The following is a 26,655-nucleotide window of genomic DNA, read 5'->3' as shown; positions in this document are numbered from 1 at the left end:
AGGATGTCACAAACCACGTCGTGATCTTGCCCCGTCTGCCGGCGCGTCGCGCCGTTCCCGCCACACTCGTTCTATTTCCACCGCCACCGTCACTGGGTCCTCGTGCTCCCAGAACCGCAGCACCTCCCATCCCAGCTGGCTGAGCTCGGCGTCCTTCTCCTCGTCCCGTTCGATGTTGCGACGCAGTTTGGCCTGCCACCACTCCCGGTTGTTCTTGGGCATCACGCCGTGCTCAGGACACTGATGCCAGAAACATCCATCGATGAAGATGGCCAGTCGTGCGCGGGTGAACGCGATGTCCGGACGCCCCGGCAGGGTTCGGTGGTTGATGCGGAACCGCAGCCCGCGTCGATGCAACTCCTGACGGACGAGGAGTTCCGGCCTTGTTGATACCCGCCGCATCCTGCTCATCTGAGCCGAGACCGCCGCGCTCAGTGGGGGCGGCCGCCGATGGGCGCCTGGTCCACGTTGTCGTTCGCTCATCGGCCCAACCCCAAGCTGTTCGCGCTCATCAGCTCAAGGTAGTACCGCGTCGAGGCGGCTTGACGATTGGAGCCCATCCTGAACAAGTCGTTGCATAGAGGACCTGCAGGATCCCTGAGGGCGAGCGGGGACTCCCGGCGGGAAGCCTCGGCCACGCTCGTCGACGCGGCGGGCGCCTCATGTCGTTAGGGCCGGCCGTTGACATCGACACCCTCCCGAACGCGGACTGGCGGAGCGGACTGCTGCTGTCCGTCGTACCTCGATCGCTCGACGACACCAACTCCCAGCCGGCGGCGGGCGGGCTGGCGGCGCGTCGAGCGGACACGCCGAGCACCAGCCGGCCGCCGGGGATCCTGCCCGTCGCGCTCCTTCGAGTCGTCGTCGCGATACGCGTCGGCTATGGCGCCTCGGGTGACGTCACCTCCCAGAATGGCGTTCTGGGCGGCGGTCCGTCGCCAGCGCGGCCCGCAATGTCAGACCCTTGCGTACCGTGCTGGACATGCCGACCGTCCATCCCCAGCAGCACGACCCTCACGACCCGAACCGGCCGGTGGCGTCCCCTACGACCGTTGCCGTACAAGGTGGGTGACAAGCCCGAGTGGATTGGCTCGGCAAGCGCGGAGGACGCGCTGAACAATAGCGAGACCCATAGACAAAGATCTTCGCATATCGATTCGGGGTGACGCCTCCGATACTGTGTGCGCCGAACGGGTCGCTGCGGAAGGCCTGGGGGTTTCACGGTGCGCTCGGCGGTGTCGGTGTTTGCGCGTGCGGTCGCGCTGCACCGCGAGGCGTTGACCCATGTGGAGGCTGCCCGCGCCGCTATGTCCGCCCGTCTGTCAGAGGGCTCCTCCGCGGAGAACTCGGCCGCCCAGCAGCGCGAGATCGCGGGGCGGCTGCACGACTTGACGGCGAGCGTGGCCGCGAGCTGGTGGGGCTGTCGACTTGGCCCCCAGCCGTCGCGTCGTAACCTTGGCCTCGACGGCCAGGTGGGACGGCCCGCGCTGGTGCGGATTGGCGATGGCGTGACCTTGCCGGATTCGGCGTTCAGCGTGGTGGTGCCGTTTCTCGGCGCCGGGCATTTGGCGATCGACGTGGATGCCCGGGACCGGCGGGTGGCCCAATGGGTGCGTGGCTTGCTGCTTCGTGCGGTGGCGGCATTGCCCGATGGGGCGGTGCGGGTGCTGCCGGTCGACGGCGGCACCCTCGGCGCGGTGTTCGCCCCGTTCCGGTCCTTGATGGACGCCGAGGCGTGGGCGCATCCGGCCACCGACCTGGATGGGCTGCGGACCATGCTGGGCGAGGCAGAAGAGCAGATCGCCGAGGCGCAGGCGGGCACGGCCGAGTTGCCCTACCTGATCGTGGCCTGCGCCGCGCTGCCTGCCGGTGCGGGCAGCTCCGAACTGTCGCGGCTGGCGGCGCTGGCGCACGCTGGTCCGGCATCGCGGGTACACCTGCTCCTGGCCGGGTATCCGCCGGCCGGGGTTGGCGGGTTCAACCAGCCACCCCAGCTCGACAACACCTTTCGACTCGCCGCGGCGAGCGAGTTGTTCACGCTGTCCGATCCGCCGGGCCGGCCGGTGTTCAGCGAGGACGGCACCGGCCTCGCGGTTCCGGTGCGGCTGGATGAGGGCCCGACCGACGGCCTGATCGAGTCCGTCTGCCAGCGCCTGGTCGCCACCGCCAAACGGTCGTCCGCGCTGGGTTTCAACGCGTTGCTGCCCGCGGAGATCTGGCAGGAGTCATCGGTGGCCGGCCTGCGCACGGTCGTGGGACGCGAGGGCCGGGCCTGGTGCGAGCTGGCCCTGGACGACGCCACCCCGCACTGGCTGGTGGGCGGGCGCACCGGCTCGGGCAAGACAGTGTTCCTGCTCGACGTGCTCTACGGGCTGGCCTCGCGGTACTCCCCGGACGAGTTGGGGATGTACCTGCTGGACTTCAAGGAAGGCGTGTCGTTCGCCGAGTTCACCCCCACCGAGATGGACGCCTCATGGATACCGCACGCCCGCACCGTCGGCATCGAGTCCGACCGCGAGTACGGCCTGGCCGTACTGCGGGCGCTGTCGCGCGAGATGGGCCGGCGGGCCACTGAGCTCAAGCGCGCTGGCGTGACCCGGGTGGCCGACCTGCGGGCGGGGGCGACCGGATGTGGCGATGCCCCGTCTACTCGCGGTCATCGACGAGTTCCAGGTGCTGTTCGCCGGCAACGACGCCATCGCCCGCGGTGCCGCCGCCGTGCTGGAGGAGCTGGCCCGCAAGGGCCGCTCGTACGGCATCCACCTCATCCTGGCGTCCCAGACGATCGCCGGCGTCGAGGCGCTGTTCACCAAGGGTGAGTCGATCTTTGGCCAGTTCCCGCTGCGGGTCGCCCTGGCTGGCGGCGGAGGTGTGCTGGACGTCGGCAACAACGCCGCCGACGCCCTCACCGTCGGCACCGCGATCATCAACACTGCGGGCGGCGTCGCCACCGCCAACCAGCTCGTGCGGTTCCCGGACGCGCAGCCCGCCGCGGTCGCCGCACAGCGGCACCGGTTGTGGAACGCCCGCCCACCCGGTGACGCGCCCCCTGCCGTCTTCGCCGGCTATGCCGAACACCACCTCCACGACGACCCGGTGTACGCCGCGTTCACACCACAGGTACGCCGCCGGCAGGCCATCGTCGGCCGGGCCGTCGAGGTCGGCCTGCCCACTGTCGGGTTCGGACTGGACGCCACTCCCGGCCGGCACCTCGCCGTTCTGGGCACCACACCGGTCGGCGCCGACGTGCTGCACGCTGCGGCGCTCGGCCTGTCCCGCCAGCACGAGCCCGGCACCGTACGGTTCGTGCTGGCCAGCTTCGCCGCCGCAGCGGACGCCATCGTCGACGACCTGGTGGCCGCCCTCGGCGAAGCCGGGCATACCTGCACCGAGGTCGACGCCGGGCAGCTGCGCGACCAACTCGCCGCGCTCGCCGACGCCGACACCGAGCCCAGCACCAAACACACCTACCTGGTGATCTTCGCCGCCGACGTGGCCATCAGCACGCTGTCCGAATGGAAGTCGGTGAGCCGGTCGTGCGGGGCAGCCAACGCCGCCATGGCCGGTGATGGCTGGGTGGGTAGGGCGGCGGCGTCGGTGTGCTTGGCGTAGAGGTGCGGGGAGTCGACGTGGTGGTGGTAGGCGCCGAGCTCGACGCCGAGCCAGCCGGCCATCAGCTCGTGCAGCAGGGTCGCGGTGAAGAGGTCGTAGGGCAGGGCGAGCCAGATGTCGTTGCTGCGCACCGTGGTGTGCATGTGCAGCCGGCCATCGCGCAGGAAGAACCGGTCTCCTGCTGCTTGCTCGCCTGGCGGTGGTTGTCGACACGCGGGTTCGAAACAGTGGTCGAGCTGCGCGGCTCAGTAGCGCTCCGGCCAGCGGATCGTGACGACGCCGTGTGTCTTGTCCAGGACGGAGGTGCCGGCGGGGATCTGCGAGTGGTCGCTGTCGGCGGGCCAGTAGCCGAATGTGGGCGTGGTGTGCCGGCCGTCGCGGTCCCATGCCTGGATCTGTTCCACCATCGTGCCCGCAGCCAGGTCGCCGTCCGCCCCGTAGGCGCGGGCGCCCAGCTCGACGCCGTCGCCGTCCGGGGTGGGGCGGGCCACCAGGTACGCGAACGCGGCACCGCATACGACCGCGTATGGGAACCAGGAGCCGTGTTCGCCGGCCAGTTCGGTGCCGTCGTCGGCCGATAGTAGGCAGAAGCCGGGCAGGAACCAGGCCAGCCACAGGTGCAGGTCGGCGAACGATGTCTGGTGCGGGACGGTCACCCGGGACCAGATCTCGGTTCGTGGCGCGGCGAGGACGTCGTGGAGCTGGCCGAGGTCTGCTGGGACGTGTGCGTCGAACTGCAGCGTCACCTGCCAGCCGTTGGCGTCTTGGAGGACGGTCAGCCGCACCACCTGCCGGCCGGCACCGCGCAGTGGCACGAATCCGGCCAGCTCGGTCGAGGTGCTGGCCAGGTGGTCATCGTCGCGGCGAAAGCCGATCGTGCGGGTGATTCCGTTCATGATGAGCGGGAGCACGAGGACGCCGTCGGCGGTCAGCTGGTCCAGCCAAGCGGGAGCGATGTCCCCCGTTCCCACGGTGACGATGGTCGCGTCGAACGGTCCCTCGTCGGGCACGCCGCGCCACGCGTCGGCCTGCAGCACGGTGACGCGGTCGGCGTAGCCGGCACTGCGTAGCAGGACCTCAGCCAGGTCGGTGACTTCGTGGTCGATGTCCACGCTGACGACCCGGCCGTGCGGGCCGACGACCTCGGCGATCAGTGCCGCGTTCAGCCCACCGGAGCCGATCTCCAGCACGGTCATCCCGGGCCGCAGTTCGGCCTGCTCCAGCATCCGCGCCTGAATGTAGGCCGCGGACACCGACGAGACCGCCACCCCATCCTTGTCGCGCTTGGTCACCACCGGGTTGTCCACGCCGTAGGCGATCTCGAGGGAAACCTCCACCGGGAGGAAGTGCTCACGGGCCACCGTCCGGAACGCCGCCTCGACGGCCGGGCTAGTGATCTTCCCGTCGGCGCACAGCCGGTCGGCCAGCGCCGCCCGCAACGCCGCTGCACGGTCGATAGTGGTCGATTCGTTCGGCAAGACTGTTACCGCCAATCGTGACTTGTCGGAGCGTGATTCAGGTCAAGGTGGGGGCCTGCCGCCCGCCCGGAGGGCTGGCAGGTTGCTGGGTGGGCGGCAGGCTGGGTGGTTATCGGTTGTGGCTGTCTGTGTCGCGGCTGGCGCTGTGGTGGGTTCCGGTGGCGTGGGTGAGGCCGGCTAGGAAGGCGCGGTAGTCGCCGAACAGTAGTTCGGCGAGGTCTTCGCACTGGGTGGGGTCGATGGTGATGGCGTGTTTGTCGGCGTAGGCGGCGATCCGCTGCGCGCCGACGGTGATGGCGGTGCGGGACGTCTCAGGGTCGAACGGAATGATCTGCATCAAGGGCTCCAATTTCTCGGGTGTTTGTTCACACAGGTGGGGCTGCCGGCGTGCGGGGGTTATGTTTCTTCGGCGGTGGTGGCGATCAGGGCGGCTGACTCGGCTGGGCTCAGCGAGAGTTCGCGGAGTTTGTCGAACGCGGTTTTGTAGCGTTGGGCGGCGTCGGCTTCGATCATCAGATGGCCGTCGAGGTGGTGGACCAGGGCGACGGGTGGGTAGGGGCGTTGCATGGTGCAGAGGGTGAACGCGCCGTGCAGGCCGGGGTGCCAGCCGATCCGGGTGGGCAGTATCCGTACGTTGATGTGGGGTCGTTCGAGTAGCCGGGCCAAATGTTGCAGCTGGGCTTGTAGGACCAGTCGGCCACCGACGGGGCGGTGTAGGACGGGTTCTTCGAGCAGGATTTCCAGTCGGGTCTCCGGTTTGCGGTCTACTTCCAGGGCCTGTTGCCGTTCGACCAGTTGGCGGACGAGTTTGTCGACCAGTGGCTGCTGTGGCACGGTGTGGGCGATGATCGCGGTGGCGTAGTCGCGGGCCTGGACCACTTGGGGGATGGTGAGGTTGGCGTAGATGCACAGTTCTTCGGCCCGCTGCTGCACCCACCAGTCATCAACCACCGTCCCACCACCCCTACCACGGGCGTCGCCGCTGTGGGCGTTGTCGGGCTGGTTGGCGGCTGGTACCCATTGGTTGATCCGCCATGCCTGGTGCGCCATGTCGACCAGCGCAGTCCGCGTGGCGTCGTCGTAGACGCCGTAGACGTCCAGTAGGGCGATGACGTGGTCGCGGCGAAACGGCCACTCGGCCCGCTCGTACCGGGCGAGGGTGGAGAACTCCACTCCCAGGTAGGCGGCGATGTACTTCAAGGTCAGCCCGCGCTCTTCGCGCAGCTGACGCATCCGGCTGCCCAGATACTGGGCCCGAACCGTTTGCAGGAACTGTTTGCGATCGGTCGGCATCCTGCGACCCCTTCCCCTTCTGCTCATCGAAACGTTCATATATCCGTGATTTCAGATATCCGCGGCCAGGTCGGTGATCAGCTGGGCCGAGTCGGCGGCCGGTAACGCCGCCTCCTGTAGCCGGTTGAATGCGTCGGCATACCAGTGGCCGGCTTGGCCCTCGTGCACGGCCACACCGTCTAGGTGCGGGCTCGGACGGCAGGCGATCGCGGGGACGAATGAGGCCGGCAGGTCGAACACGGTGAACGAGCCGGCACCCATTCCCGGCAGGTAGGCGGCCGTCGTGGGTAGGACCCGTAGCTGGACCGAGCCGCCGCCGTCACCATCCTTGGCGAGGTGTTCGAGTTGGGCTCGCCAGACCGCGTCCGGGGCGCCGACCGGACGGCGTAGCGCCGCCTCGGCGACCACCGCCTCCACGTCGACCAGCGGGCGGCGGTCGAACACGTCCCGTTGCCGGCGGCCGTACATCCCGGTACGCCAGGTCAGTTCCGCCTGCGCCGCCTGCGTTTCGTGTTCGCGGCGGACGACCGCTTCGGCGTATTCGGGTATGCGCAGCAGGTCGGGTATCAACACCGCGTCGTAGCAGCGGATCCTTTCCGCCATCGATTCCAGCCACAAGGCGTCCAACATCGACACATCCAGTACGGGGGCGTTGAAATCGCCTTCCCAGGCCGGCAGCCGGAACACATCCCGTGCCAACCGCAACAGAAAATCGCGTTCGCCCGACTCGTACACGCAATACAGATCAGCCAACGCCAAAACCTGCGTGTAATGCGCCCGCCACAGCCCGTACTCCAACAACCGAGCCGCACTAAAATCCACACCCACACACGCCGACACATACCGCAACGTCAAACCCCGACCCACCCGCAAAACCCGCAACCGCTCACCCAACAACCGCGCCCGCAACGACGGCACAGATTCGTCTTTCCTACTCGGCACCGCCAACCTCCATTAGGTAAACGTGGGTGGACGTTCGATCGCCATTGCCGGGAACCAGCTTCGACCCGTCCCAACCATTGATCGACCCCATCCCAAGGGGAATCGAAGGGTGGTTGCTCCCCGCCAAGCGGGGAGCAACCGGGTACACGGTTCCGTCATCTACGTGTTGGCCGGTACGGTCAACGGGTAATTGACGGCCGGCATCGTGAGGGTGGGGATGGCCAGAAGTCTGCGTAGTTACCGCCACGAAGCCGAACGGCTTCGCGCGGCGGGCCGCAGCTATCGGCAAATCGCGGTCCTGTGGCGGGAGCGCTATGGCCTCAATTCCCGCGTCGCGTACCGGCTCGCGCACGGCCTGACCCAGGCCGATGTCGCAGAACGTTGGAATGCCCAGTGGCCTGACCCCACCACGCCGAAGACCGCCAAGACGATCTCATACTGGGAGATCTGGCCAGCCCCGGGAGGCAGGACGCCGTCGCCGGACACGCTCAACAAACTCGCCTACCTGTACCGCTGCAGCGCCGGCGAACTGCTGGACGGCGAGGACTACAGCCGCCTCGACCCGGCCAACTCGGTCGAGCTTGACACGGAGCCCACGGAGAATGCGCAAGTCGACGTCGGCCCGCCTCCGGCCAATCTCATCGCGGCGAGCGGCATCAGGGCGGTCACCTCCGAGACGGTTGACGGCTTCGAGGCGCTGACCGATACCTACCGTCAGGCGGATTATCGGTCCGGCTCCCGCCGCGTCACCACGGACCTGGCCGGGCACCTGCGCCGGATGCTGCAGGTCAGCGACCGCGCCACGAGCAAGCACACCCAGCGCCGCCTCATGCAGGCGGTCGGCGACGCCGCCCAGCTCGCGGGTTGGCTTGCCATCGACGGGCAAGGCTACGAGCAGGCACTCGGGCACTGCCGGCTCGCTCTGTCCGTAGCCGAGAAGATCAACGACCGAGCGTTACACGCGTACACCCTCGGCGTCATCAGCTACGTCCACCTGCACGCCGGCGACGGCGGCGCGGCCCTGCGGGTCCTGGACACGGCGAAGGAAATGGCCGCACGAGACGTCCCACCCGCGGTGACCTCGTGGATCTATGAGGCGGTCGGCGAGGCCCACGGCTTACTCGGCGAGCGGCGGCCGGGAAGCGCCGCGCTCGCCGTCGCCGAGCGGCGTTTCGACGGCGTCACTGCCGACAACACGCCAAGCTGGCTCGCCTTCTTCAACGCCGACTGCCACGCCGCGCGGCTCAAAGGGCGCTGCCTGATGCGGCTTCGACAACCGGCCAACGCGGCCACAGCCCTGAACGAGGCGCTCGAACTCTTGCCGTCCACGTTCGTCCGGGAACGTTCCGGCACTCTGATCGACCTCGCGCAGGTCCACGTCCAACTCCGGCAGATCGAGGAGGCCTGCCATCTCGCAGCGCAGGCCGACGTCCTGGCCCGCCGTACCCAGTCCGAACGCAACCGAAGACGGCTACGTGAGCTGCTTGTCGACCTGATGCCGTGGGCGCACCTCGAGAGCGTTCGGGATCTGCACCGGCAGGTGCTGCTTAACTGATGGGGTGCCCCACCCCAACCCGGTCCGCGGCCAATGACCCGCCGCGCCTGGGCTCAACTGCTCGTCCTCGCCGCGCTGTGGGGTGCGGTCTACCCGCTCATCGAGGTCGCCCTTCGCGGCCTGTCGCCGGTGGTCGTCGTCCTGGGCCGGGTCGTGCTCGCCGCGGCCCTACTCACGCCCCTAGCGATTCGCCGTGGCGCGCTCCGCCGGCTGTGGAAGCATCCCCGCGCGATTATCGAGACGGCGCTGGTGCAGTCCACGATCCCCCTGCTCCTGCTTACGTTCGGGCAGGAATACGTCTCGGCAGGCATCGCCGGCATCCTGATCGGCGCCCAGCCCCTTTTCGTGGCGCTGCTCGCCGTCCGGTACGCCCCTGACGAACGGCCGCAGGGCCTTGCCGGTGTTGTCGGTGTCACCCTCGGACTCGTCGGTCTCCTTCTACTGTTCGGTGTCGACCTCAGCGGCGGTGCTGAGGCCGTCGTCGGCGGTGTGCTGGTGTCCGTCGCCGCCGTTGGTTACGCAACTGGCTCGATCATGATCCACAAGCGGCACGCCGACGCTCCACCGCTCGGCGTCGCGACCTCCGCGATGCTCGTTACCACGACCGCGCTCGCGGTCCCCGCCCTGTTCAGCATCCCCGCCCAGCCACCACAGCTGTCTGCGGTCGCCGCCCTTGCTGTACTCGGCGTCGTCTGTACCGGGGTCACGCTCGTGATGTTCTATACGCTTATCGCCCAAACCGGACCGGCACGGGCCGCACTCGCTTTTTACCTCTCGCCGGCATTCGCCGTCGCATTCGGTGCCGTATTCCTGGACGAGCCCATCAGCATCACTGCCATCGCCGGCTTAGTCGCCATCATCGCCGGATCTATCCTTGCCGCGCGACGTGCCGAACCGGCCCCGACGTGAATTCCCTTCCGGCAGTAGCCCGCTCCATACGACCCAGGCAGTCGTTGATCATTAGTGGCAGACCAGTAGGCTACAACCGTGGACAAGCCAGGAATTCGTGTTCGTTTCGCGCCCTCGCCGACGGGGATGTTCCACGTCGGCAACGCCCGCTCGCTGCTGTTCAACTGGGTGTTGGCCCGGCAGTCGGGCGGGGCGATGGTGCTGCGGATCGAAGACACGGACGCTGCGCGAAACCGGCCCGAGTGGGTACAGGGGATCCTGGATGCGATGGCCTGGCTGGGAGCCGGCCCGGAGGAGTATGAAGGGCCGCTGTTCCAGTCCGACTACGCCTCCCACCACCAGGACGCGATCTCGCGGCTGCTGGCAGCGGGGCTGGCGTACTACTGCGACTGCTCGCGCGAGCAGGTGGTGGCCCGTACTGGCAGCTCACACAAGGGGTATGACGGGTTCTGCCGAGACCGGAGCCTGTCGGCCGGCGAGGGTAGGGCGGTGCGGTTCCGGACCCCCGACGAAGGCGTGACGACAGTTGTTGATCTTGTTCGGGGGAAGCCGACGTTCGAGAACGCGTTGATCGAGGATTTCGTGATCGCGCGGGGCGACGGGTCGCCGGTGTTTCTGCTCGCCAACGTCGTGGACGACATGGTCATGGGGATCACGCACGTGATCCGGGCCGAGGAGCATCTTCCGAACGCGCCGAAGCAGCAGTTGCTGTGGGAGGCCCTCGGAGCGCAGCCGCCAATCTGGGCACACGCCCCGATCCTGGTAAACGAGAAGCGTCAGAAGCTGTCCAAGCGTCGCGACCGGGTGGCGCTGGAGGACTTCCGCGCCGAGGGCTATCTCGCCGACGCGATGCGGAACTACCTGATGCTGCTCGGCTGGGCACCGTCCGGCGACCGGGAGATCGTGCCCTGGGATGACATCGTGACGGAGTTTCGGCTGGAGGAGGTGAACCCGTCACCGGCGTTCTTCGACGTGACGAAGCTGCGGGCCTTCAACGGCGACTACATCCGTGCCCTGCCGGTCGAGGCGTTCATTCAGGCGTGTCAGCCGTGGCTGCGCGGCGAGTCCGCGCCGTGGCCGGCGGAGCAGTACGACGAGGACGCGTTCGCGGCGGTCGCCGAGCTGGCGCAGACCCGCGTCGCGCTGCTCTCCGAGGTCGTACCGATGGTGGACTTCCTGTTCCTCTCGGAGCCCGCGCTTGACGAAGTGGCATGGGCCAAGGTGATGATGGCCGCGACCGCCCGGCCGCTGCTGACGGCGGCCGTGGCCGCGTACGAGACGGCCGAGTGGCGTGCCGACGCCTTGAAGGCCACGCTCGAGGCGATCGGCGTCGAGCAGGGTTTGAAGCTGGGCAAGGCGCAGGCGCCGGTACGGGTGGCCGTCACCGGTCGCAGCGTGGGTCTGCCGCTGTTCGAGTCGCTGGACGTCTTGGGACGCGACCGGACGCTGGCGCGACTGCGTGCTGCGCTGGATCGGCTCGGCTGAGACTCAGGGGCGCTGACGCACGCTTCGCCAGCAGGAGTGTGGCGCGTTCGATGCCAAACGGGGCAATGAGATGGCCGAAATCGGTGCCGAGGTGCTCGTCGCAGAGCCGGAACACCTGCGGCGCCAGGACTGCGAGCGGACTGGCGGCGGGCAGGTGAGGGGCCGCAAGGTTGGCCGTGACCAGCCACCCTCGTAACGACGTCGCGATACTGATGTGCCCGTGTTCCTCCGGGGCGCTCTCGGCGGCAACCAGCCGCGTCTCTTGCCAGCGCAGGCCGATCCGGCGTGACGCATTGTCCTTGGCGGTTGCTGCGGCCCCGTACAGCGTGAATGTCTGTCGGGTTCCGAAAAGCTGGCCGACGAGTGGCTCCACGGTGGTGACATCCAGGTCGATCCCCTCGCGGAGGAGGAGGTTCGCCGCGTGCAGCCGCACGCGCTGCGCGGACGGCGCTGCCTCTATCGCGGAGGTGAGCCGAGGGTTGAAGTCTGTCGGGCGAAAACCGTCGACGGTGAGGATGCCGTCCACGGAGAACGCGCCCCGGTAGCTGAGCGTGGCGCGGAGCTGAGTGCCGATGCGACCGGTGAGCTCCGCAAGTTCCGAAGTGCACGAGTGCGTGGCGGGGACGGCGCCCGCGAGCAGGAAGGTGCCGTGGTCCAAGCGTGGCAGCGACACGATGTCCATCGGTGGGAAGGCGAGGACGCTTGAGCGGAAGATCAGCCCGTGTAGCCGGACCGGTCGTCCTTCCAGAAGTGGCATGAGCCGCAGCCGCGTCCGCCCGCCCAGCCGCTTGCGCCGAGGGCTCTCGGCGCGCCACCACCAGAGCCCGTCGCCGCCCGCCGCGGACACATCGGCTGGTGGTTGGGTGGCGCACACGACCCCGGCGCCGTGGTCAACAAGGGGTCCGAGCGTAGCGAGATCCTGCCTGCTGTCGGCAACCACGGATGTCGCTCGCGGCACACCGAGCAGATCCCAGAGGGTGTCGACCACGGTCTTGTCTTCGAACACGCGCCAGGTCGGATGGCGTCGCCCCAGCCGGGGGCGGTCGCCCGCCCGGGGCGGGTCGAGCGGGTCGGGGATGAGCAGCAGGGCGTGTCCGTCTGGGTCGAACCGGTCGGCCTCTCGTCGGAGCCAACCGTCGCCCTCCAGGCCGGCGATGATGCTGTGCTGCCAGACCAGATGTCCCGAGGCCCCGGCGAGCGGTTCCGGTCGTTCCTGCTGCGGGACCGCGTCGAGGGGCACGGCCAGGCAGCGTGCGTTGCCGAGGAGGTCCCGCCATGCCTCGGCGTCGTCCTCGCGTCCACATATGACAATGATCTTCCGATCCGGCAGATGCCGGCTGATCTGGTTGTCGAGGTCAGGCACGCTTCCTCCGCCAACGCCGATCGACCCGTTGCAGGATGAGGTTGGCCGGCGTCCGGTGCACGACCCTGTACATGTTGTCGCCGAGCCGCCCCTTGATTGTCGACTCGCACCGGTCGGGATGGGAGTCGTCGTACTCGATGATGACGATCGCGGGGTGGTGGACGGCGTCGTTGAACGAGTCCCACACGTCGAGTTCGGTGCCCTCGACGTCGATGCTGAGCAGACCGATCTCGGTAATGCCGTATTGGACGAGGAGGTCGTCGAGGCGGCGGCACGTAACGAGGACGTCGCGGTAGTTGGCGCCGTGTCGAGCAAGGCCAGACCACGATGGTTTGTACGCGTACATGCCGAATGGCCGCAGGCCCGGTGTGGCGGAGACCGCGCACGTCTCGACGGTGCAGCGCCGCCGGCGCAGCAGCTGGTGGTTGCGGGGTTCGGGGTCCACGCACAGCCCGCGCCAGCCGAGGTTCTCGAAGTAGAGGCTGTTGCTGCCGCGGACGCCGTCGCCCGCGCCGACGTCGACGAAGACCCCGCCGGTGGGGATCTCGTAGCGCTCGGCCAGCCAGCGGTCCTCGCCCCACTGGGAGTGGTACGGCGGCGGTTGCGCGTATGGCAGCATGGCGACTCATCCGCGCCATTGTTGGAGGATCTGAAGCTCGCGAGTGCGATCCAGCCACTGCTGCGACCAACCCCGCCGCACGGTTTGCCAAGCGAGGCAGGCAGTCACCGTATCGACGAGGGGAGCCCGGACCAGGCCGGCCTGTACGGCTCGGTCGCTGCTGACACACATCAGGGCCCGCTCGGGGCTGTGCGCGGGCAGCCACAACGGCACCTGCGTCCAGGGGCGTAGGCCGTTGGCGAGGGCGAAGTCCTCGCCCACCCACCTCGGTATGGCGCCGCCATCGGTGCAGTTGAAGACGGCGTCCACCATGTCCAGCGCGCTGATACGGCATCCCGCGAGGTTGACCACGCCTGCGACAGCCTGGTCAATCGCAGTGCGGAGGAACCGAGCCACGTCAACCACGTCGATGAGCTGTACGGGCTGGTCTGGACCCATCGGCACGAGCGTGTCGCCGCCGCGCAGGGCGCGCTCCAGCCAGTACGCCAGTCGGTCGCTGTAGTCGTAGGCGCCGACGATGAGGCCCAGTCGTGCGATCAGCAGCGGTACGCCGCTCCTCTCGAACCAGCGCTGCAGGAATCGTTCGCAGCGCAGCTTGCGGGTTGCCGACGCGCGGACCGGGTCGGTTGGCCTGGCCTGGACGGTCGGTGACAGCTCCGTGATCTCTTCTCCACGCTGGCGATTGCGGCTGTAGACGCCGCACGTCGACAGCATCACGTACGTCGCGACGTCGCTCAGGAGCGCGGTCGTGGCCTGCAGATCATCCAGGTCACTGGCGCTGGTGTCGATGACGGCGTCCCACGGCTCGGCGAGCACTGTCGCGGCTTCGGGCGTTGGTGCGCGGCGGTCGGTGACGACGTGGCGGAGCAGGCCGACGAACGGTGACGGTGACTGCGCCCGGTACAGCACGGTCACGTCGTCCCCTCGGGTAAGGCATTCGGTGACGATGTGCCGGCCGACGAATCTGGTACCGCCCAGCAGCAGGATCCGCATGGCGTACTCACCGCTCGGTCGAGCAGGTGTACCCGAGGACGAGCAGTCGTCGCGGGCGGCTGGTGGTGTTCGGCCCGCTGGCGTGGACCAGTGCCGAATCCCAAATCATCACCGCGCCGGCGAAGGCCTCGAGGAGGACGGCGGCGCGGTCGGGCGCCACGTCGTCGGGGACTACGGGTCCCTGGTTAGCCGTCGGAATGTGTTCGATGGCTTGGCGGTGGGTTCCTGGCCAGACCCGCAGCGCCCCGGTCGCCTCCGTACAGTCGTCGAGGCACACGGCCACCGTCAGGACCCGGCTGAACCCGCGGGCGGCGAAGTAGGCCGCGTCGGTGTGCTTGCACACCTCCTCACCGAGCACGGGCAGCGTCGCCCATCGGGCGAGGACATCGACCTCCTGCTTGTACATGAACTTGTCCTCCATGAGCTGAGGCCGCCCGCCGAGCAGCTCAGCCATCAGACCGCGCAGCACGTCGCAGGCGGCAACACCCGCTGCCATCGGGGCGAGGTCGAGGACGGGTTTGACCTTCAGCACGTACATGCGTCCGGTTGCCAGGCGCCACCAGGTCACCCGGGGATCGGTGGTCCTGGCGACTTCCATCTGGTCGAGGAGGCAGGTAAGGACGGCATCGGCTTCGACACGCAGTCGTTGGAGCGTGCTGGTCGGTATGAGGTCTGGCAGGACGATGTAACCCTCCTCAGCGAGGCGGTCGATGAGCGTCGGTATCGCCATGTCACTTGCCTCCCTTGACAGCGATCGGGATCAGGAAATCCCGAGTGGGCTTCGTCCAGTGCACTGGGGTCTGCTCCGCCGGCATGGTGTACGGGTGCGCCGTCCACCCGGCGAAGTGGCGATCGAGTACCTGACGACGGCTGTCGTTGATGGCGCTGCCGCTGTGAAAGAAGCTGAACCTGCCGCCGGGGCGAAGACAGGGGACGGCGACGTGCTCCACGAAGGCGGCGAAGTCGCTGTCGGCGTGGCCGTCCGGCGGCCATGTGTCGTACATGATCGCGTCATAGGCATCCGCCGGAAGGTTCGTGACCTGCCACGGTTCGGTGATGACAGTTGCCTTACCGAGTTCGTGGAGTACGCGCCGCTCCGCGAGGTGTGCGAGGTCTTCGTGCGGTTCGATCGCGGTGTACGAGCCGACGCTCATGCTGGCCAGTTGTGCGGCGAACACACCCAAACCGAGGCCGACCTCCAGCACCTCCGGCTTGGCTACGCCGGCGACCAGACGGAGGGCGTGCTGTCGCATGAGCTTCGCCTCGGCGAAGAACATGACGTACTGGCCACCGATACGCAGCCCTTCCTCATCGATGGCGGCGGGCGAGCTCCGCAGCGTCGCGATGTGCCGTCGGTGCACTGGGGACAGGAACGCCGCCCTCATTGGTCACCACCATCACGGAAGCGGGCGACGGCGTCGGTCGCCAGGAATCGCTCCGCGAAATCGGCCGCGCCGGCAATGTGGCGCCGCACGATCCGCTCAACCTCGGCGGTGATGGCCGTGCCGGGTAGGTGGTCCAGTGCGACGAGGACGAACGCCGGCTCGCCCAGCGCGCCGCCGTTCCGGGCCGCGATCGTGACCTCCGCGTACATAGAGGTCTCGGCCATGACATGCCGTGCAACCTCAGCGGCCACGGCAGTGTAGATCTTGCCTACGTGGTGGACGGGGTTCTTGCCCGCCGGTGCCTCGCAACTGGCGGGACGCAATGGCTCGATCACGCCGCTGTACCGGTTGCCCCGCCCCACAGCCCCGCAGTCACCCTTGCCGAGCGACGTGCCGAACGGGGCGAGGTACCCCCGTCCCGGGGCGTCCTTGGTGTTGAGGTGGAGCGCCGCTGCCGCGACCGCACTTGCCCGCGGTTCACCGTCCAACATGGCCTTGAGGTCGCCAGAAAGCGCGGTCTGCACCTCGGCGAGGCAAGTCCGATAAGCGTCGAAGGAGCCGACCGCTTCAGGGTGAACAGGCACCGCGACGGTGATGTCCAGGTCGGCACCGACCCGTACGACCATGACTTTCACGTCGGTCCCAACCGCCGGAAACATACCGCGGAACTCAGCTCCGGTGATGCGCTGCTCCAGCCGCACGGCCAGGTCGGCGGCGAGGCCGCGCCGGCCACCGGCAACGCAGATCACCGTGTCATTGGCGACGGACTCCCGGGCCAGTACCTCGGCAAGGCTTCCCGCAGCCTCCGGAAGGTAGAACTGCGGATCGTGGTCGACCGCTATGCCCCTGGTGTTGTTGACATGCAGGCGCAGGTGGTCGACCACGCTGCTGTCGCCGAGCGCGGCGGGCAGTACCTCGACAACCGATTCATGGAACAGCGCGTCGACCGGGATCGCGGTCGAACCCACGCCGTCCGTGATCTTCCCGAACAGGTAACAGTCGATCGGCTTGTGGATGGCGAAGCCGCCGAAGGCGACCTCGGCGACCGCGCCGACCAGATTGACCTTGTCCACCCAGTGGTTCGGCACAACGCCGAACTGCCGCAGGCACCAGGCCGCGTACCGCTGGGAGAACGTGTCGGCGACGAGGTCGGCCAAGCTGTCCGGGTGGCCGATCCCCTTGCGCTCCGCCACATCGAACGGCGCCCGGTCCGGGCCGACGCACGCCTGGCGAACGACAATCCTCATTGGACGCTCCTACTCGTCTTCGAGATCAGTTGCCTGGCCTGCGTACTTCGGCGGGTCAACCAGGTAGGACAGGCATTGCGAGAGGACCAGCACCCGTTTGGCCGGACACGGCGCATCGACGGCAGATGGCCGGAACGTGCCGTCGTAGAGGTTTCCGTAGCTGGTGGGCACCGAGGCGCAGCGCCGGACCTCGCCGGTCACGGTGACCTTGAACGAAGAGACGCCCGCGGTGCACGGCTGACCGCGGAACGACAGCACGCCGTCCAGGTACGGCCGGTTGAACACGTACTCACCGGAGTTGGCCAGGATCAACGCCTTCTCCTGCTCGGTGTATCCCTCTGGATAACGCCGCCCCTGGTGGACGCCCTTGAACACCTTCGCCCGCACGTGGTCGACGCCCAACGCCCGGAGCTGGTCCAGGTCGTCGGCAAACCGGTCGAGCAACGGCGGGTAGAGCACGTACAACGCGGTCGCATCGAAGCCTGCGGTGCGGAGTGCGAGATAGTTCCGCGCGTACGCTGTCAGCTCCTCGCCGAGCCGCTCCCGCTCAGGCATATGGATCGCGGCGACGACCTTCGCAACCCGACTGGCTGGTACACGCCGTGCGAACTCCTCCACGTCGTTCGAGGCCAGGTTGGTGTTGATGCTGATGAAGTGCCCCCGTGCCAGCCCTTCGCACAGCGAGACAAAGCCGGGAAACATGAACGGCTCGCCACCGGACATGTGAACCAGGCACACCTTGCCGAGGTCGTCGAAGCGCCGCACGACCAGGCCCGGGTCAGGCTCGTCGAGGTGCTTGCGGTTCAGCACGTACCGGATCTGCGGGTGGCAGTACTCGCAGAAGAAGTTGCACCGGTTCGTCAGATGCCAGTCGAACTCCCACTCCCACGGTGCCGGAGCCGGGGTCATCGCTGAGCTACGCATCGGGGTTTCCGTCCAGATTGGGCGGCGCACTGCGCCGGCGGTGACTGATGCCTTCAAGGACATCGCCCCGTCGGCAGTTGATGGGAGGTGATCGAAGCGTCAAATTCGTCAACGTCGACCTCGTGCTCGATTGGTACGTTCCGCTACCGTCTAGGCACTGGTTGTGCGGGGGAGGTGAGTGGAGGGCGTGTCCCGTCGAACGAACCAGGGCATCAATTCGGCCCTCGCCGCCCACCTGGCCAAGGCCGGCCTGACCCCACGCGCGCTCGCGCGTGAGCTCAACCGGTTGTTTGGGCCGGGCACTGTCGCGCAGACCGCGCCGTATCACTGGCGGGACGCTGGCGGCGTCCCACGTCCGCCGTTGCCGGCGCTGACCGCGTACGCCATCTCCCGGCGCCTGGGCCGGGTGGTCACGGTCCGGGACCTTTGGCCCGGACATCCTGGTGCCGACGATGCGACTCTGGTCTTGCCGGCAAATGCCGGCGTAGATGGGCCATGGACGCTGGCGACCACGATGCAGGTCGCCGAGGATTGGCTGCTGGGAGGGCTTGTGGATCGTCGGATGTTCCTCTCCGTCTCCGGCGCCACGCTGGCTCAGGCGGTAAGCATCTACCTCGCGACGCAGATGCCCGCCTCAGCCGCCGTTCCTCCAACATCGCCAGACGATCCGTTGGTCGACCAGATCGAGGCCACCGTCCCGCGCCTGCAGACGCTGGACGACGAGCGAGGCGGGGCGGCCGGCCTCGGCTATGTCGGCGCCCAGGTCCGCGCGGTGCTCCTCGTGTTGCGCGACGGCGGGCACACCGACTCCATCACCCGTCGCCTGCTGGTCGCCCTGGCCGACCTCGCCCAGCTCGCCGGCTGGAAAGCACTGGATGCCGCACAGCCTGGCCTGGCACAGCGATACCTGCTCACCGGGCTGCGCGCCGCGCACGACGCCGGCTACCGGTCGATGGAGGCACACATCCTCGCCGACCTCGCCTTTCAGGCGGCCTCTTTCGGTGACGGCATGGACGGCGTAGCCCTCGCAGAGGCGGCCCGCCGAGTCGCCAACCACGGCGCCGCGAGCGTGCAGGCGTCGGTCACGTCCCGGCTGGCGTTCGCCTACGCCGCGGCAGGCAGAGCGGCCGAGTGCGAACGGGCCTGGCATGACGCACAGGATCAGTTGGCCAGCCGGCGCCGGGACCAGGACCCCGCTTGGATGTACTACCTGACGCCGAACCACCTCGACTGCCAGGCCGGATACGCGATGATCCTCTCCGGACGCCGGATGGCCGCCAACCGCGACGGCCGGGCACTGCTGCGCAAGGGCGAAGCGCTGCTACGGACCGGCGCGTACGCTCGCCCAGCCACCGAACCATCCCAGCGCCGCGCCCTGTACGAAGGTGCCTGGCTCGCACTCGGCTACACCGCGCACGGCAGGCTCGACGACGCTGCCAACGTGGTACGGCTCGCCCTGCCAAGGCTCGGCACAGTCCGCTCACCGCGCAGCGTCGCCCTGCTGACGCAGCTCACCCACGACCTACGCCGCCGCAACCGCAACCAGACCGTCGCGGACCTTCTGCCAGACCTGGAAGCCGCGCTCGCTCAGCAGCCGACCTGACAGTACGGTCGGGCTGTGCGGACCGACGACCTTGACGTGCTGGTGATCGGCGCCGGCGTGTCCGGCCTGACCACCGCCATATGTCTCGCCGAAGCCGGGCTGCGCGTGCGGATCTGGGCCGCCGACCCGCTCGAGGCCACCACCTCCTTCGCCGGCGGCGCCATGTGGGGGCCATACCTGGTCGAGCCGCTCGACAGGGTCCGCGTGTGGAGCCGTACGACGCTGGAGGAGCTCCGCGCCTTGGCCCGCCAACCCGGGACCAGCGTCCGTCTCGTGCCCGGAATCGAGGCATCCCGCACGCCGGTGAGCCCGCCGGAGTGGGCGGACCAGCTCGACGGCTTCCGCATGTGCCAGGACGGCGAGCTGCCGAAGGGGTTCGCGACCGGCTGGCGGTTCGTCGCCCCGCTGGTCGACATGCCTACCTACCTGGCATACCTCCGGCAGCGCCTCACCAGCGCTAGCGTGGTCATCGACAACCGGCGAATCGAGACGCTTGACGAGGCGGCCGCCGCCAGCCCAGTCGTCGTCAATTGCGCGGGGATCGGCGCTCGCGATCTCGTACCCGACACGGCCCTCACGCCTGTTCGGGGCCAACTCGTGGTCGTGGAGAACCCGGGCATCACCGAGTTCTTCTCCGAAGACACAGGCATGTCTGAGGAGCTGCTTCACATCTACCCACACGGTGACGCAGTTGTCCTCGGCGGGCTCGCCACCCCAGACGACTGGAACGTGCAGCCAGATCCGGAGGTCGCGGCGGCGATCGTTGCCCGCTGCGCCGATGTCGACCCACGGTTACGCGACGTGGAGGTTCTGGGCCACCGAGTCGGCCTGCGCCCCACACGGCCGCGGGTACGCCTGGAGACGACGGTCGTCAACGGCACAACAGTGATCCACAACTACGGGCACGGTGGAGCGGGAGTAACCCTGTCCTGGGGCTGCGCCAAGGACGTGACCGACATGGTCGCCATCGTTTTGCCGTAGCGGTGGGAGGCAAGGCTTTACACCTTCTGATCAGCAGTCCCCACTGACGTCGGTGGTCACCCAGCCCAGATCGTTGTGTCCAACGAACCTCGCGGATGCTCGACCCACCACATAGGACAGTGCACTGCCCGACGAAGATGCTGCTGATGTCCCACCCCATCAAGGTTCAGTCACGGCGGCATCCGAACCCGCGCCGGAAGGGTGGGTAGGTGGGACATCCGGCGTAACCGGGTCAGGACCGTCGTCGTGGTGGTGGTCGGTTGAGGCCGATGCGGATGTCGAGGCCGAGGTGTTCGGCGAGCAGGTGTTTGAGTTCGGCGCCTTCGATGAGTCGTAGCCGTTCCTGGTGTCGGGCGGCGAACTGGCGGCTGGAGCTGCCGAACCAGGAGGTGGTGACCAGGATTCCCTTGGTGGCGTGTTTGTCTTCCATGGCGCCCCAGAGTGCGCGTACGGCGTCGGCTTCGACGACGCGCTTGTAGCGTTTGGCCTGGATGACGCAGACGCCGCCGAGGATGGGGTCTTCGTGTACGGCGACGCCGTCTACTCCGTCGTCGCGGGATGCCTGGGTGACCCAGGACTTCATGCCAATCTTCTCGAACAGCTGCCTGATCAGGTGTTCGAACTTGAAGGGGTCCATCTCCAGTAGGTCGAACCGGCCGTCCAGCTCAGCCGCGGCGTCGAACTCGTCGGTGAACTTGTATCGGGCCAGGTCGAACTCGACCACGGGTTCGCTCGCGTCGCCCTCGTCCGCGCCTACCGGCACATCCGGCATCGCCTCAACGTGCCGGTGACAATCGTCGTCATTCCTTGAACGGGACGAATCCTCGACGCTGTCGCTCGCGTCGCGTGCCAACAGCGGGGTCAGGGGTGTGTGGACTCGGGCGGGGCAGCCGATGTTGCTATGTGAGGCTGGAGGCCTCGTCGGACAGGTCCGCGAGCCACGATGGCAACGGCTGGTGGTAGAGCAGTCCGGCACGGGCGAGGTAGATGGCGATGTGGGTGAGCTGCCGCGTTTCGGTGGTGTCGAGCAGGACGTATCGGAGGACCTGGTCGATCGCTCCGATGATGCTGTCGACGTCCATGTGTCCGGTCTTGATCTCCACCAAGGTGCGGCCGGCGATGAGGTCGGTGTACGCCTGCTTGGGCACCAGTTCCACCGCACCGACGACCGGCGTCAGGCGTCGCAGTTGTCCTCGGGCGTGCCGTTGGTAGGCCGCGAACAGGTCGTGGATGAGCGGAAGGGCGGCAGCGAACGTGCCGCCCTGGAACGGCCATTCCAGGTCGCGGGCCAGTGCGTTTCGGCAGTCCGCTTTTGTCGGTGCGGTCAAGCTTGTGCAGGATGTCCTGGTAGTAGGCCAGATACCAGGCGGCCCGCACCAGTCCATCGGTGGGAGCATCCGCGACCGTGTCATCCCCGTGCCCATCGGGTGAGCGCGCTGCGGTTTGGACCAGGTCGGCTACCGCCCGCCGGTTCGGGAACCGATCAACCAGGTACCGGCGTGAGGGCAAACCTGAGTAATCCATCGCCGCCACGAGTTCCAGTGTGCACCGCCCGCGGCAGGCGGCCCAGAGCGGCCGCATTGTGTATCTTCTCCATCCGCGATTGAACGACTTTGCTTTCCGGGCTGAACCACAGGACCGGCCGGCTGCTGCTACACCGCGCACCGTGCGAGTGGTCGAGCCAGGCCATGTGCGGTCGATCCGGCGTGGGGTCGGTCATCCTTGAGCGCATGGTTGATGCCGTCGAGCGCGCTGCGGTCCGCTATCCCTTCGCGGAGCGCCTGGACCTGGTTGAGGAGTTGCACGGGCATCCGGTGGCCGATCCGTACCGGTGGCTGGAGGACGTGGACGATCCGCGAACGGCCGCTTGGTCGGCCGCGCAGGACGAGTTGTTCGAGGCTCACCGGGCGGCGTGGCCGGCGCGGGAGCATTTGCGTGGCAGGTTGGCGGAGCTGTTGTCGGTGGGCATGGTGTCCGCGCCGGTGTGGCGGGGTCCTCGCGGGTTCTTCCTGCGCCGCCGCGGGGACCAGGAGCACGCGGTGCTGCTCGCCGTAGAGCCGGGCGGCGCCGAGCGGGTGCTGGTGGATCCGATGGAGATTGACCTGTCCGGCACGACCACGCTCGACTACTGGTGCCCGTCGCCGGACGGCACCCGGCTGGCGTACACGTGCTCGACGGGTGGCGACGAGGATTCCGAGCTGTGGGTGGTCGACGTAGCGTCCGGTGCGCTGATCGAGGGGCCGATCGACCGGGTGCGCTTTTCCGCGGTCGCGTGGTTGCCCGGCGGGGAGTCCTTCTATTACACCCGCTACCTCGGCCCGGGCTCGGTGGACGGCGACGACCCGCGGCTGCACCGGCGGGTGTACCTGCACCGGGTGGGCAGCGACCCGGCTGAGGATGTGCTGATCGCGGGGGAGGGCGCGCCGCGTGGTCGGTACTTCTACGCGGACGTGTCGGCCAACGGGCGGTGGCTCGTGGTGACCGCGTGGCAGGGTACCGACCCGCGTAACGACGTGTGGATCGCCGATCTGGCCGCGTCGCTGGCCGAGGCGCCGGACCTGCGGGTGCTGCAGGAGGGCGTGGACGCCGTCACCGCTCCGGAGTTCCGGAACGGGCGGCTGTATGTGTGGACGGACCGGGATGCGCCGCGCGGCCGGCTGTGTGTCGTCCCAACCGACGAGTTCTCGTACTCGTCCTGGCGGGATCTGATCCCGGAGGACCCGGAGGCGGTCCTGGGTGGTTTCGCGTTCCTGGACGGCGTCGGGCTGGACCCGCCGGCGCTGCTGGTGGCCCACACCCGACATGCGGTAAGCGAGCTGGCTGTGCATGATCTGGTCAGCGGTGAACGTCGCGGCTCGGTGGCGCTGCCCGGTATGGGCAGCGTGGTCGACCTGCGGGATCGTCGCGACGGCGGCTGCGAGGCATGGTTCACCTACACCGACTTCACCTCACAATCCACGGTGTACCGCTTCGACGGCCGCGATGGCGGCGTCACGGTGTGGGCTCGGCCGCCGGGCGCGGTCACCATGCCCGCGCTTGCCACGCGCCAGGCCGAGTACGCGTCGAAGGACGGCACCGCAGTCCGGATGTTTCTTCTCTCCCGCGCCGACCTGCCCGCCGGCCCACGCCCGGCGGTGCTGTACGGCTACGGCGGCTTCAACGTCTCGCAGACGCCGTACTTCTCCGCGACGGCCGCCGCGTGGGTGGAGGCCGGCGGCGTGTGGGCGGTGGCGAACGTGCGCGGCGGCGGCGAGGAGGGCGAGCAGTGGCACCGCGCCGGGATGCTGGCCGGCAAGCAGAACGTGTTCGACGACTTCCACGCGGCCGCCGACTGGCTCGTCGACAACGCAGTCACATCGCCGGAGCTGCTCGCAATCATGGGTGGCTCCAACGGTGGCCTGCTCGTCGGGACGGCGCTGACGCAGCGGCCCGAGGCGTACGCAGCGGTGGTGTGCTCGGCGCCGCTGTTGGACATGGTGCGCTACGAGCGGTTCGGGCTTGGCCCGACCTGGGCCGGCGAGTACGGCACCGCCGAGGATCCCGAGCAATTCGGGTGGCTGCTGGGCTATTCGCCCTACCACCACGTGCGTGAGGGTGCGCCGTATCCGGCAGTGCTGTTCACCGTGTTCGACGGCGACACCCGGGTGGATCCGCTGCACGCCCGCAAGTTCGCCGCGGCGCTGCAACACGCCAGCACTGGTAGCGGCGCTATTCTGCTGCGCCGCGAGCGTGACGTCGGGCATTCCGCCCGATCCATCTCCCGCGCCATCGCGCTCTGCGCCGACGAACTGGCGTTCCTGGCCGCGGCCACGCATCTCTAGCCCTACCAGGTCGTCACATTCGATCGCGTGTGGCGATACCCAGCAGGTGTAGACCATGGCGCGGGACTCGGGCGGTGAGGTCGCACAGGGCCAGGCGGCTGCCGCGTGCGTCATGTTCGGCGGGTGAGACCCGAAAGGCGTGGTGGCCACTGTCGAGTCCCTCATATACCAATCGCGGTTTGGAAGAGCTGACGAACACTCCCCGCTCTTCCAACCCTCTGCCAGCCTCTGTCAGCGCCGATTTGCCCGCATTGGCACGGTAGGTCAACGGGAACACGTCGCTCGCCGCGGACACGGGCCACGGCGGCGGGAGCGTGGGCCGGGTCGATGTGAGAGTTCGGTGGGCGTTGTGGGAGAGCCGGCGGCGGTCGAGATGACGTGGGGTGCTGGCAGAGGCGTGCGTGGCGTCGGCCGGCCTGGTGCGTGGCGTCGTGCAGTTTGATGTACGGGTCGTCGCGGTCCAGGTCGATCCGGTTGCGGAGCGCGTCGAGGAAGCCGGTGAGGATCTGCGCGTCGACGTCCGTGGTGTCGCCGTGGAAGCCCTCGCACGCCTCGCGGGCCACCCGCATCAGCAGCGGCATGGCCATCCCAACCGCGGCGATGACCCACTGCGGGCCGCAAAGGCGGGCGCGCAGGATCAGTTCTCGCCATACCGCCTGGCGGGCGTGGTGATCGTGGGGATGTCCGGCGAGTCAGTCACGCAGTGTGGGCAGGGGCAGTTGTCCGGGCGGTAGGTCCAGGCCTGCGCCGAGGCTGTCGCAGTCGAGGGTCAGCGGGTCGGGTTCGCATGTCAGGGCGGCGAACGCCGTGTCCGCGGCGTGCAGCGCCGAGGTTGGCCAGTGCGGGGTGTCGGACATGGTCATGTCAAAGCTCCAATGACCCCAACGGGCGGATGACACGCTGCCACCGGTGCGGCGGCGTTTGTCACCCCACTGCGCCACGCGCCTCTGCCAGCTATGACAACGCAGGTCAAAGCCGGTGTCCGCGCTCTGCCAGCCGTGTCACGTGACATCAGCAGCCACCGCCTGACATCGACTGTTATAGCTGTGTCCGGCTCTGTCAAACAGCGCTGACCTGCACTGTGATAGCCGTGACAGAGGCCCGCCGGCGGCCCTCTGTCACGGCGCCGGCCATGCTGGCGCGGCGTCTGTCACGGTGCGGTCGGCGACTCTTCCACGGCTCTTCCAAGGCTGCCGTGTCAGCGCCGACAGCCGTGCCGGCGATGCCGGCACGCCGGCAATGACAACCCTTGGCGGCACCGGCGCGGGCAGCGGACACCGCGATGTCATTGGCATGGCATGACAGCGCCGGACACGCCGCTTGGTGATGACATGTCCGGCGCCGGCGTGTCATGTCACGCCGCCGATGACATGACACGCCGCTGACCTACTGGCGCAGGCCCCGTGTCCGTAGTGCCGGCGCGCCGGCCGCATCCAGTGACAGATACGCTGCGTCACGCTCACCGCGGTTGACGCGAGCCGCCAGCGCGGTCGCGCCGCGCCGACGCCGGGCGCGCGGTGTTGTCGCTGCGGCACGGCGCGAGCTCCCGTGGCCCGGCGTTGGCCGAACTCTGACAGTGCAGGCCAGGGCCGGTTTGTTAGAGGCGGGCCCGACAGGGTAGCGATCTGACAGGCACTCCCGCGCCTCTGGCAGACGTCCGCGGCCACCACTGCGGCGATGGCGTCCGCAGGATCGGTATCAATATGGACAAAGCGGCGCTGGCAGAGGGCTGGCAGAGCGGGGGAGTGTTCGTCAGCTCTGCCAAACCGCGATTGGTAGATGTAGGTAGCCCAGCACGGCGCGACGCCGCACCATGAGCGAGAACCGCCTGCAACCCACCGGTTCTCCCTCTCGGACCGGGCGCGAGGACAACGGAGCGGCTTACGGCCGTCTGCTCAGGCATGAAACCGGGCGGCTCCCGGCGCCGGCGGTCGACGTGCGGCTTGACGTGATGGCCGGCGGTATCCCGGTCGGCGTCGACTGGCTCTCAGGTTCGAACTGGATGGCGGTGGTCGCGGTTGGGTCGGTGCAGCCGCCAGTGTTGCGGTCCCTTTCCGAGTCGGTCTGAACCTGCCCCGACGCGGACCCGGTCTCGTCTGTCGGTGCAGGACAACCCGGCCTTGACAATTCCGGAGTTGCTCAGAAAGACCCTTGTCGGGTCTCCCCACCGGGCTCGCCCTGTTCGTATCCGTACATCACGTCCTCATCAACCAACCGGGGTTTGTCAGGCGTGGCGAACACTTCCCGATCTGACAGCCGTCTGACAGGCCGTTTGCCTTGATGACGGGCAGGCTGTTCTTTCACAACCGGGCTGCTCGGCTTCTGAGGTTTGTTGGCTCCGATCTGCTGGCAGCCACCGGACGCGATGTAGCAGCGCTGTGTTTCTCGGCCGTGCAGCGGCAAGGATAGGGCTGTCAGCTAGGCTGCGTTCGGTCTGGACCGCGC

The 26,655-nt window shown here is 68.2% G+C and carries 24 protein-coding genes and 1 pseudogene; 9 read left to right on the top strand and 16 right to left on the bottom strand.

What is annotated here, in order from left to right; translation table 11 throughout:
* Window positions 1-6: 6 nt before the first annotated feature.
* On the bottom strand, window positions 7-411 hold the full coding sequence (locus RB614_RS03160; RefSeq protein WP_308710777.1) for a very short patch repair endonuclease: 405 nt from the start codon (window positions 409-411) through the stop codon (window positions 7-9).
* A 968-nt stretch (window positions 412-1,379) separates the two neighbouring features.
* Between RB614_RS03160 and RB614_RS03155 the strand changes: the two are divergent.
* Window positions 1,380-3,513, top strand: a pseudogene (locus RB614_RS03155) (FtsK/SpoIIIE domain-containing protein); the annotation flags it as partial.
* Here RB614_RS03155 and RB614_RS03150 read toward each other — a convergent pair.
* From RB614_RS03150 to RB614_RS03130, 5 genes are all read right to left on the bottom strand, one after another.
* The gene (locus tag RB614_RS03150; RefSeq protein ID WP_308710776.1) at window positions 3,468-3,755 is read right to left on the bottom strand and encodes a thymidylate synthase; all 288 of its coding nucleotides are present in this window, start codon (window positions 3,753-3,755) and stop codon (window positions 3,468-3,470) included. The pseudogene RB614_RS03155 and the gene RB614_RS03150 overlap by 46 nt on opposite strands.
* Before the next feature lie 102 nt (window positions 3,756-3,857).
* Window positions 3,858-5,090 (bottom strand): methyltransferase, FxLD system, encoded by a 1,233-nt coding sequence (gene fxlM, locus RB614_RS03145; RefSeq protein ID WP_308710775.1) that lies wholly within the window; start codon window positions 5,088-5,090, stop codon window positions 3,858-3,860.
* 109 nt (window positions 5,091-5,199) lie between these two features.
* Window positions 5,200-5,427 carry a hypothetical protein gene (locus tag RB614_RS03140; protein WP_308710774.1) on the bottom strand — a complete coding sequence of 76 codons (228 nt, stop codon included), beginning with the start codon at window positions 5,425-5,427 and terminating at the stop codon, window positions 5,200-5,202.
* Between the two features lie 59 nt (window positions 5,428-5,486).
* On the bottom strand, window positions 5,487-6,383 hold the full coding sequence (locus RB614_RS03135; RefSeq protein ID WP_308710773.1) for a helix-turn-helix domain-containing protein: 897 nt from the start codon (window positions 6,381-6,383) through the stop codon (window positions 5,487-5,489).
* A 51-nt stretch (window positions 6,384-6,434) separates the two neighbouring features.
* Window positions 6,435-7,181 carry a DUF5753 domain-containing protein gene (locus RB614_RS03130; protein ID WP_308710772.1) on the bottom strand — a complete coding sequence of 249 codons (747 nt, stop codon included), beginning with the start codon at window positions 7,179-7,181 and terminating at the stop codon, window positions 6,435-6,437.
* Window positions 7,182-7,542: 361 nt separating this feature from the next.
* Between RB614_RS03130 and RB614_RS03125 the strand changes: the two genes are divergently transcribed.
* The 3 genes from RB614_RS03125 (at window position 7,543) to gltX (ending at window position 11,274) form a co-directional block, all read left to right on the top strand.
* On the top strand, window positions 7,543-8,880 hold the full coding sequence (locus tag RB614_RS03125) for a helix-turn-helix domain-containing protein (protein ID WP_308710771.1): 1,338 nt from the start codon (window positions 7,543-7,545) through the stop codon (window positions 8,878-8,880).
* 33 nt (window positions 8,881-8,913) lie between these two features.
* Entirely contained in the window at window positions 8,914-9,789 is an 876-nt protein-coding gene (locus RB614_RS03120) for a DMT family transporter (protein WP_308710770.1), read from the top strand.
* A 78-nt stretch (window positions 9,790-9,867) separates the two neighbouring features.
* The gene (gene gltX, locus RB614_RS03115) at window positions 9,868-11,274 is read left to right on the top strand and encodes a glutamate--tRNA ligase (RefSeq protein WP_308710769.1); all 1,407 of its coding nucleotides are present in this window, start codon (window positions 9,868-9,870) and stop codon (window positions 11,272-11,274) included.
* Here gltX and RB614_RS03110 read toward each other — a convergent pair.
* From RB614_RS03110 to RB614_RS03080, 7 genes are read right to left on the bottom strand one after another with little or no spacing between them, the layout of a single operon-like run.
* Window positions 11,171-12,637 (bottom strand): hypothetical protein, encoded by a 1,467-nt coding sequence (locus tag RB614_RS03110; protein WP_308710768.1) that lies wholly within the window; start codon window positions 12,635-12,637, stop codon window positions 11,171-11,173. The two genes, gltX and RB614_RS03110, sit on opposite strands and share 104 nt — an antisense overlap.
* On the bottom strand, window positions 12,630-13,256 hold the full coding sequence (locus RB614_RS03105) for an FkbM family methyltransferase (RefSeq protein ID WP_308710767.1): 627 nt from the start codon (window positions 13,254-13,256) through the stop codon (window positions 12,630-12,632). The genes RB614_RS03110 and RB614_RS03105 overlap by 8 nt, the downstream gene beginning before the upstream one ends.
* A gap of 6 nt (window positions 13,257-13,262) precedes the next feature.
* Window positions 13,263-14,249, bottom strand: coding sequence for an NAD-dependent epimerase/dehydratase family protein (locus RB614_RS03100; protein WP_308710766.1), 987 nt, complete (start codon window positions 14,247-14,249; stop codon window positions 13,263-13,265).
* A gap of 7 nt (window positions 14,250-14,256) precedes the next feature.
* The gene (locus tag RB614_RS03095; RefSeq protein ID WP_308710765.1) at window positions 14,257-14,979 is read right to left on the bottom strand and encodes a phytanoyl-CoA dioxygenase family protein; all 723 of its coding nucleotides are present in this window, start codon (window positions 14,977-14,979) and stop codon (window positions 14,257-14,259) included.
* Window position 14,980: 1 nt separating this feature from the next.
* Window positions 14,981-15,634 carry a class I SAM-dependent methyltransferase gene (locus RB614_RS03090; RefSeq protein ID WP_308710764.1) on the bottom strand — a complete coding sequence of 218 codons (654 nt, stop codon included), beginning with the start codon at window positions 15,632-15,634 and terminating at the stop codon, window positions 14,981-14,983.
* The gene (locus tag RB614_RS03085) at window positions 15,631-16,881 is read right to left on the bottom strand and encodes a methionine adenosyltransferase (RefSeq protein ID WP_308710763.1); all 1,251 of its coding nucleotides are present in this window, start codon (window positions 16,879-16,881) and stop codon (window positions 15,631-15,633) included. The genes RB614_RS03090 and RB614_RS03085 overlap by 4 nt, the downstream gene beginning before the upstream one ends.
* A 9-nt stretch (window positions 16,882-16,890) precedes the next feature.
* Window positions 16,891-17,790: a radical SAM protein gene (locus tag RB614_RS03080; protein ID WP_308710835.1), complete on the bottom strand. Its 900-nt coding sequence runs from the start codon at window positions 17,788-17,790 to the stop codon at window positions 16,891-16,893.
* 193 nt (window positions 17,791-17,983) lie between these two features.
* On the opposite strand from RB614_RS03080, the gene RB614_RS03075 reads away from it, so the two are divergent.
* Together RB614_RS03075 and RB614_RS03070 are read left to right on the top strand one after the other, a co-directional pair.
* Complete coding sequence (locus tag RB614_RS03075; protein ID WP_308710762.1) at window positions 17,984-19,408, top strand: NsdA family TPR-like regulatory protein; 1,425 nt, start codon at window positions 17,984-17,986, stop codon at window positions 19,406-19,408.
* Window positions 19,409-19,423: 15 nt separating this feature from the next.
* Window positions 19,424-20,389 carry an FAD-dependent oxidoreductase gene (locus RB614_RS03070; protein WP_308710761.1) on the top strand — a complete coding sequence of 322 codons (966 nt, stop codon included), beginning with the start codon at window positions 19,424-19,426 and terminating at the stop codon, window positions 20,387-20,389.
* A gap of 232 nt (window positions 20,390-20,621) precedes the next feature.
* On the opposite strand, the gene RB614_RS03065 is transcribed toward RB614_RS03070, so the two are convergent.
* Entirely contained in the window at window positions 20,622-21,161 is a 540-nt protein-coding gene (locus tag RB614_RS03065) for a restriction endonuclease (RefSeq protein WP_308710760.1), read from the bottom strand.
* Between the two features lie 127 nt (window positions 21,162-21,288).
* The gene (locus RB614_RS03060; protein ID WP_308710759.1) at window positions 21,289-21,717 is read right to left on the bottom strand and encodes a hypothetical protein; all 429 of its coding nucleotides are present in this window, start codon (window positions 21,715-21,717) and stop codon (window positions 21,289-21,291) included.
* 402 nt (window positions 21,718-22,119) lie between these two features.
* Between RB614_RS03060 and RB614_RS03055 the strand changes: the two genes are divergently transcribed.
* Window positions 22,120-24,210 carry a prolyl oligopeptidase family serine peptidase gene (locus tag RB614_RS03055; protein ID WP_308710758.1) on the top strand — a complete coding sequence of 697 codons (2,091 nt, stop codon included), beginning with the start codon at window positions 22,120-22,122 and terminating at the stop codon, window positions 24,208-24,210.
* 13 nt (window positions 24,211-24,223) lie between these two features.
* Here RB614_RS03055 and RB614_RS03050 read toward each other — a convergent pair whose 3' ends face one another.
* Entirely contained in the window at window positions 24,224-24,409 is a 186-nt protein-coding gene (locus RB614_RS03050) for a DALR anticodon-binding domain-containing protein (RefSeq protein ID WP_308710834.1), read from the bottom strand.
* A gap of 184 nt (window positions 24,410-24,593) precedes the next feature.
* Here RB614_RS03050 and RB614_RS03045 point away from each other — a divergent pair, with 184 nt between their 5' ends.
* Together RB614_RS03045 and RB614_RS03040 are read left to right on the top strand one after the other, a co-directional pair.
* Window positions 24,594-24,944 (top strand): hypothetical protein, encoded by a 351-nt coding sequence (locus RB614_RS03045; protein ID WP_308710757.1) that lies wholly within the window; start codon window positions 24,594-24,596, stop codon window positions 24,942-24,944.
* A gap of 1,079 nt (window positions 24,945-26,023) precedes the next feature.
* A complete protein-coding gene (locus tag RB614_RS03040) occupies window positions 26,024-26,278 on the top strand; it encodes a hypothetical protein (RefSeq protein ID WP_308710756.1) in 255 nt (84 codons plus the stop codon).
* Window positions 26,279-26,655: the final 377 nt, after the last annotated feature.

The organism is Phytohabitans maris, assembly GCF_031085175.1.
In the GTDB taxonomy this organism is placed as follows: domain Bacteria; phylum Actinomycetota; class Actinomycetes; order Mycobacteriales; family Micromonosporaceae; genus Phytohabitans; species Phytohabitans maris.
This window is presented reverse-complemented; position numbering and strand designations above follow the sequence as displayed.

Coding starts and splice junctions, on each gene's coding strand:
- RB614_RS03160 (WP_308710777.1), bottom strand. CDS start 411: ATGAGCAGGATGCGGCGGGTATCAACAAGGCCGGAACTCCTCGTCCGT.
- RB614_RS03150 (WP_308710776.1), bottom strand. CDS start 3,755: ATGCACACCACGGTGCGCAGCAACGACATCTGGCTCGCCCTGCCCTAC.
- RB614_RS03140 (WP_308710774.1), bottom strand. CDS start 5,427: ATGCAGATCATTCCGTTCGACCCTGAGACGTCCCGCACCGCCATCACC.
- RB614_RS03135 (WP_308710773.1), bottom strand. CDS start 6,383: ATGCCGACCGATCGCAAACAGTTCCTGCAAACGGTTCGGGCCCAGTAT.
- RB614_RS03125 (WP_308710771.1), top strand. CDS start 7,543: ATGGCCAGAAGTCTGCGTAGTTACCGCCACGAAGCCGAACGGCTTCGC.
- RB614_RS03120 (WP_308710770.1), top strand. CDS start 8,914: ATGACCCGCCGCGCCTGGGCTCAACTGCTCGTCCTCGCCGCGCTGTGG.
- RB614_RS03105 (WP_308710767.1), bottom strand. CDS start 13,256: ATGCTGCCATACGCGCAACCGCCGCCGTACCACTCCCAGTGGGGCGAG.
- RB614_RS03100 (WP_308710766.1), bottom strand. CDS start 14,249: ATGCGGATCCTGCTGCTGGGCGGTACCAGATTCGTCGGCCGGCACATC.
- RB614_RS03095 (WP_308710765.1), bottom strand. CDS start 14,979: ATGGCGATACCGACGCTCATCGACCGCCTCGCTGAGGAGGGTTACATC.
- RB614_RS03090 (WP_308710764.1), bottom strand. CDS start 15,634: ATGAGGGCGGCGTTCCTGTCCCCAGTGCACCGACGGCACATCGCGACG.
- RB614_RS03085 (WP_308710763.1), bottom strand. CDS start 16,881: ATGAGGATTGTCGTTCGCCAGGCGTGCGTCGGCCCGGACCGGGCGCCG.
- RB614_RS03080 (WP_308710835.1), bottom strand. CDS start 17,790: ATGACCCCGGCTCCGGCACCGTGGGAGTGGGAGTTCGACTGGCATCTG.
- RB614_RS03065 (WP_308710760.1), bottom strand. CDS start 21,161: ATGCCGGATGTGCCGGTAGGCGCGGACGAGGGCGACGCGAGCGAACCC.
- RB614_RS03055 (WP_308710758.1), top strand. CDS start 22,120: ATGGTTGATGCCGTCGAGCGCGCTGCGGTCCGCTATCCCTTCGCGGAG.
- RB614_RS03040 (WP_308710756.1), top strand. CDS start 26,024: ATGAGCGAGAACCGCCTGCAACCCACCGGTTCTCCCTCTCGGACCGGG.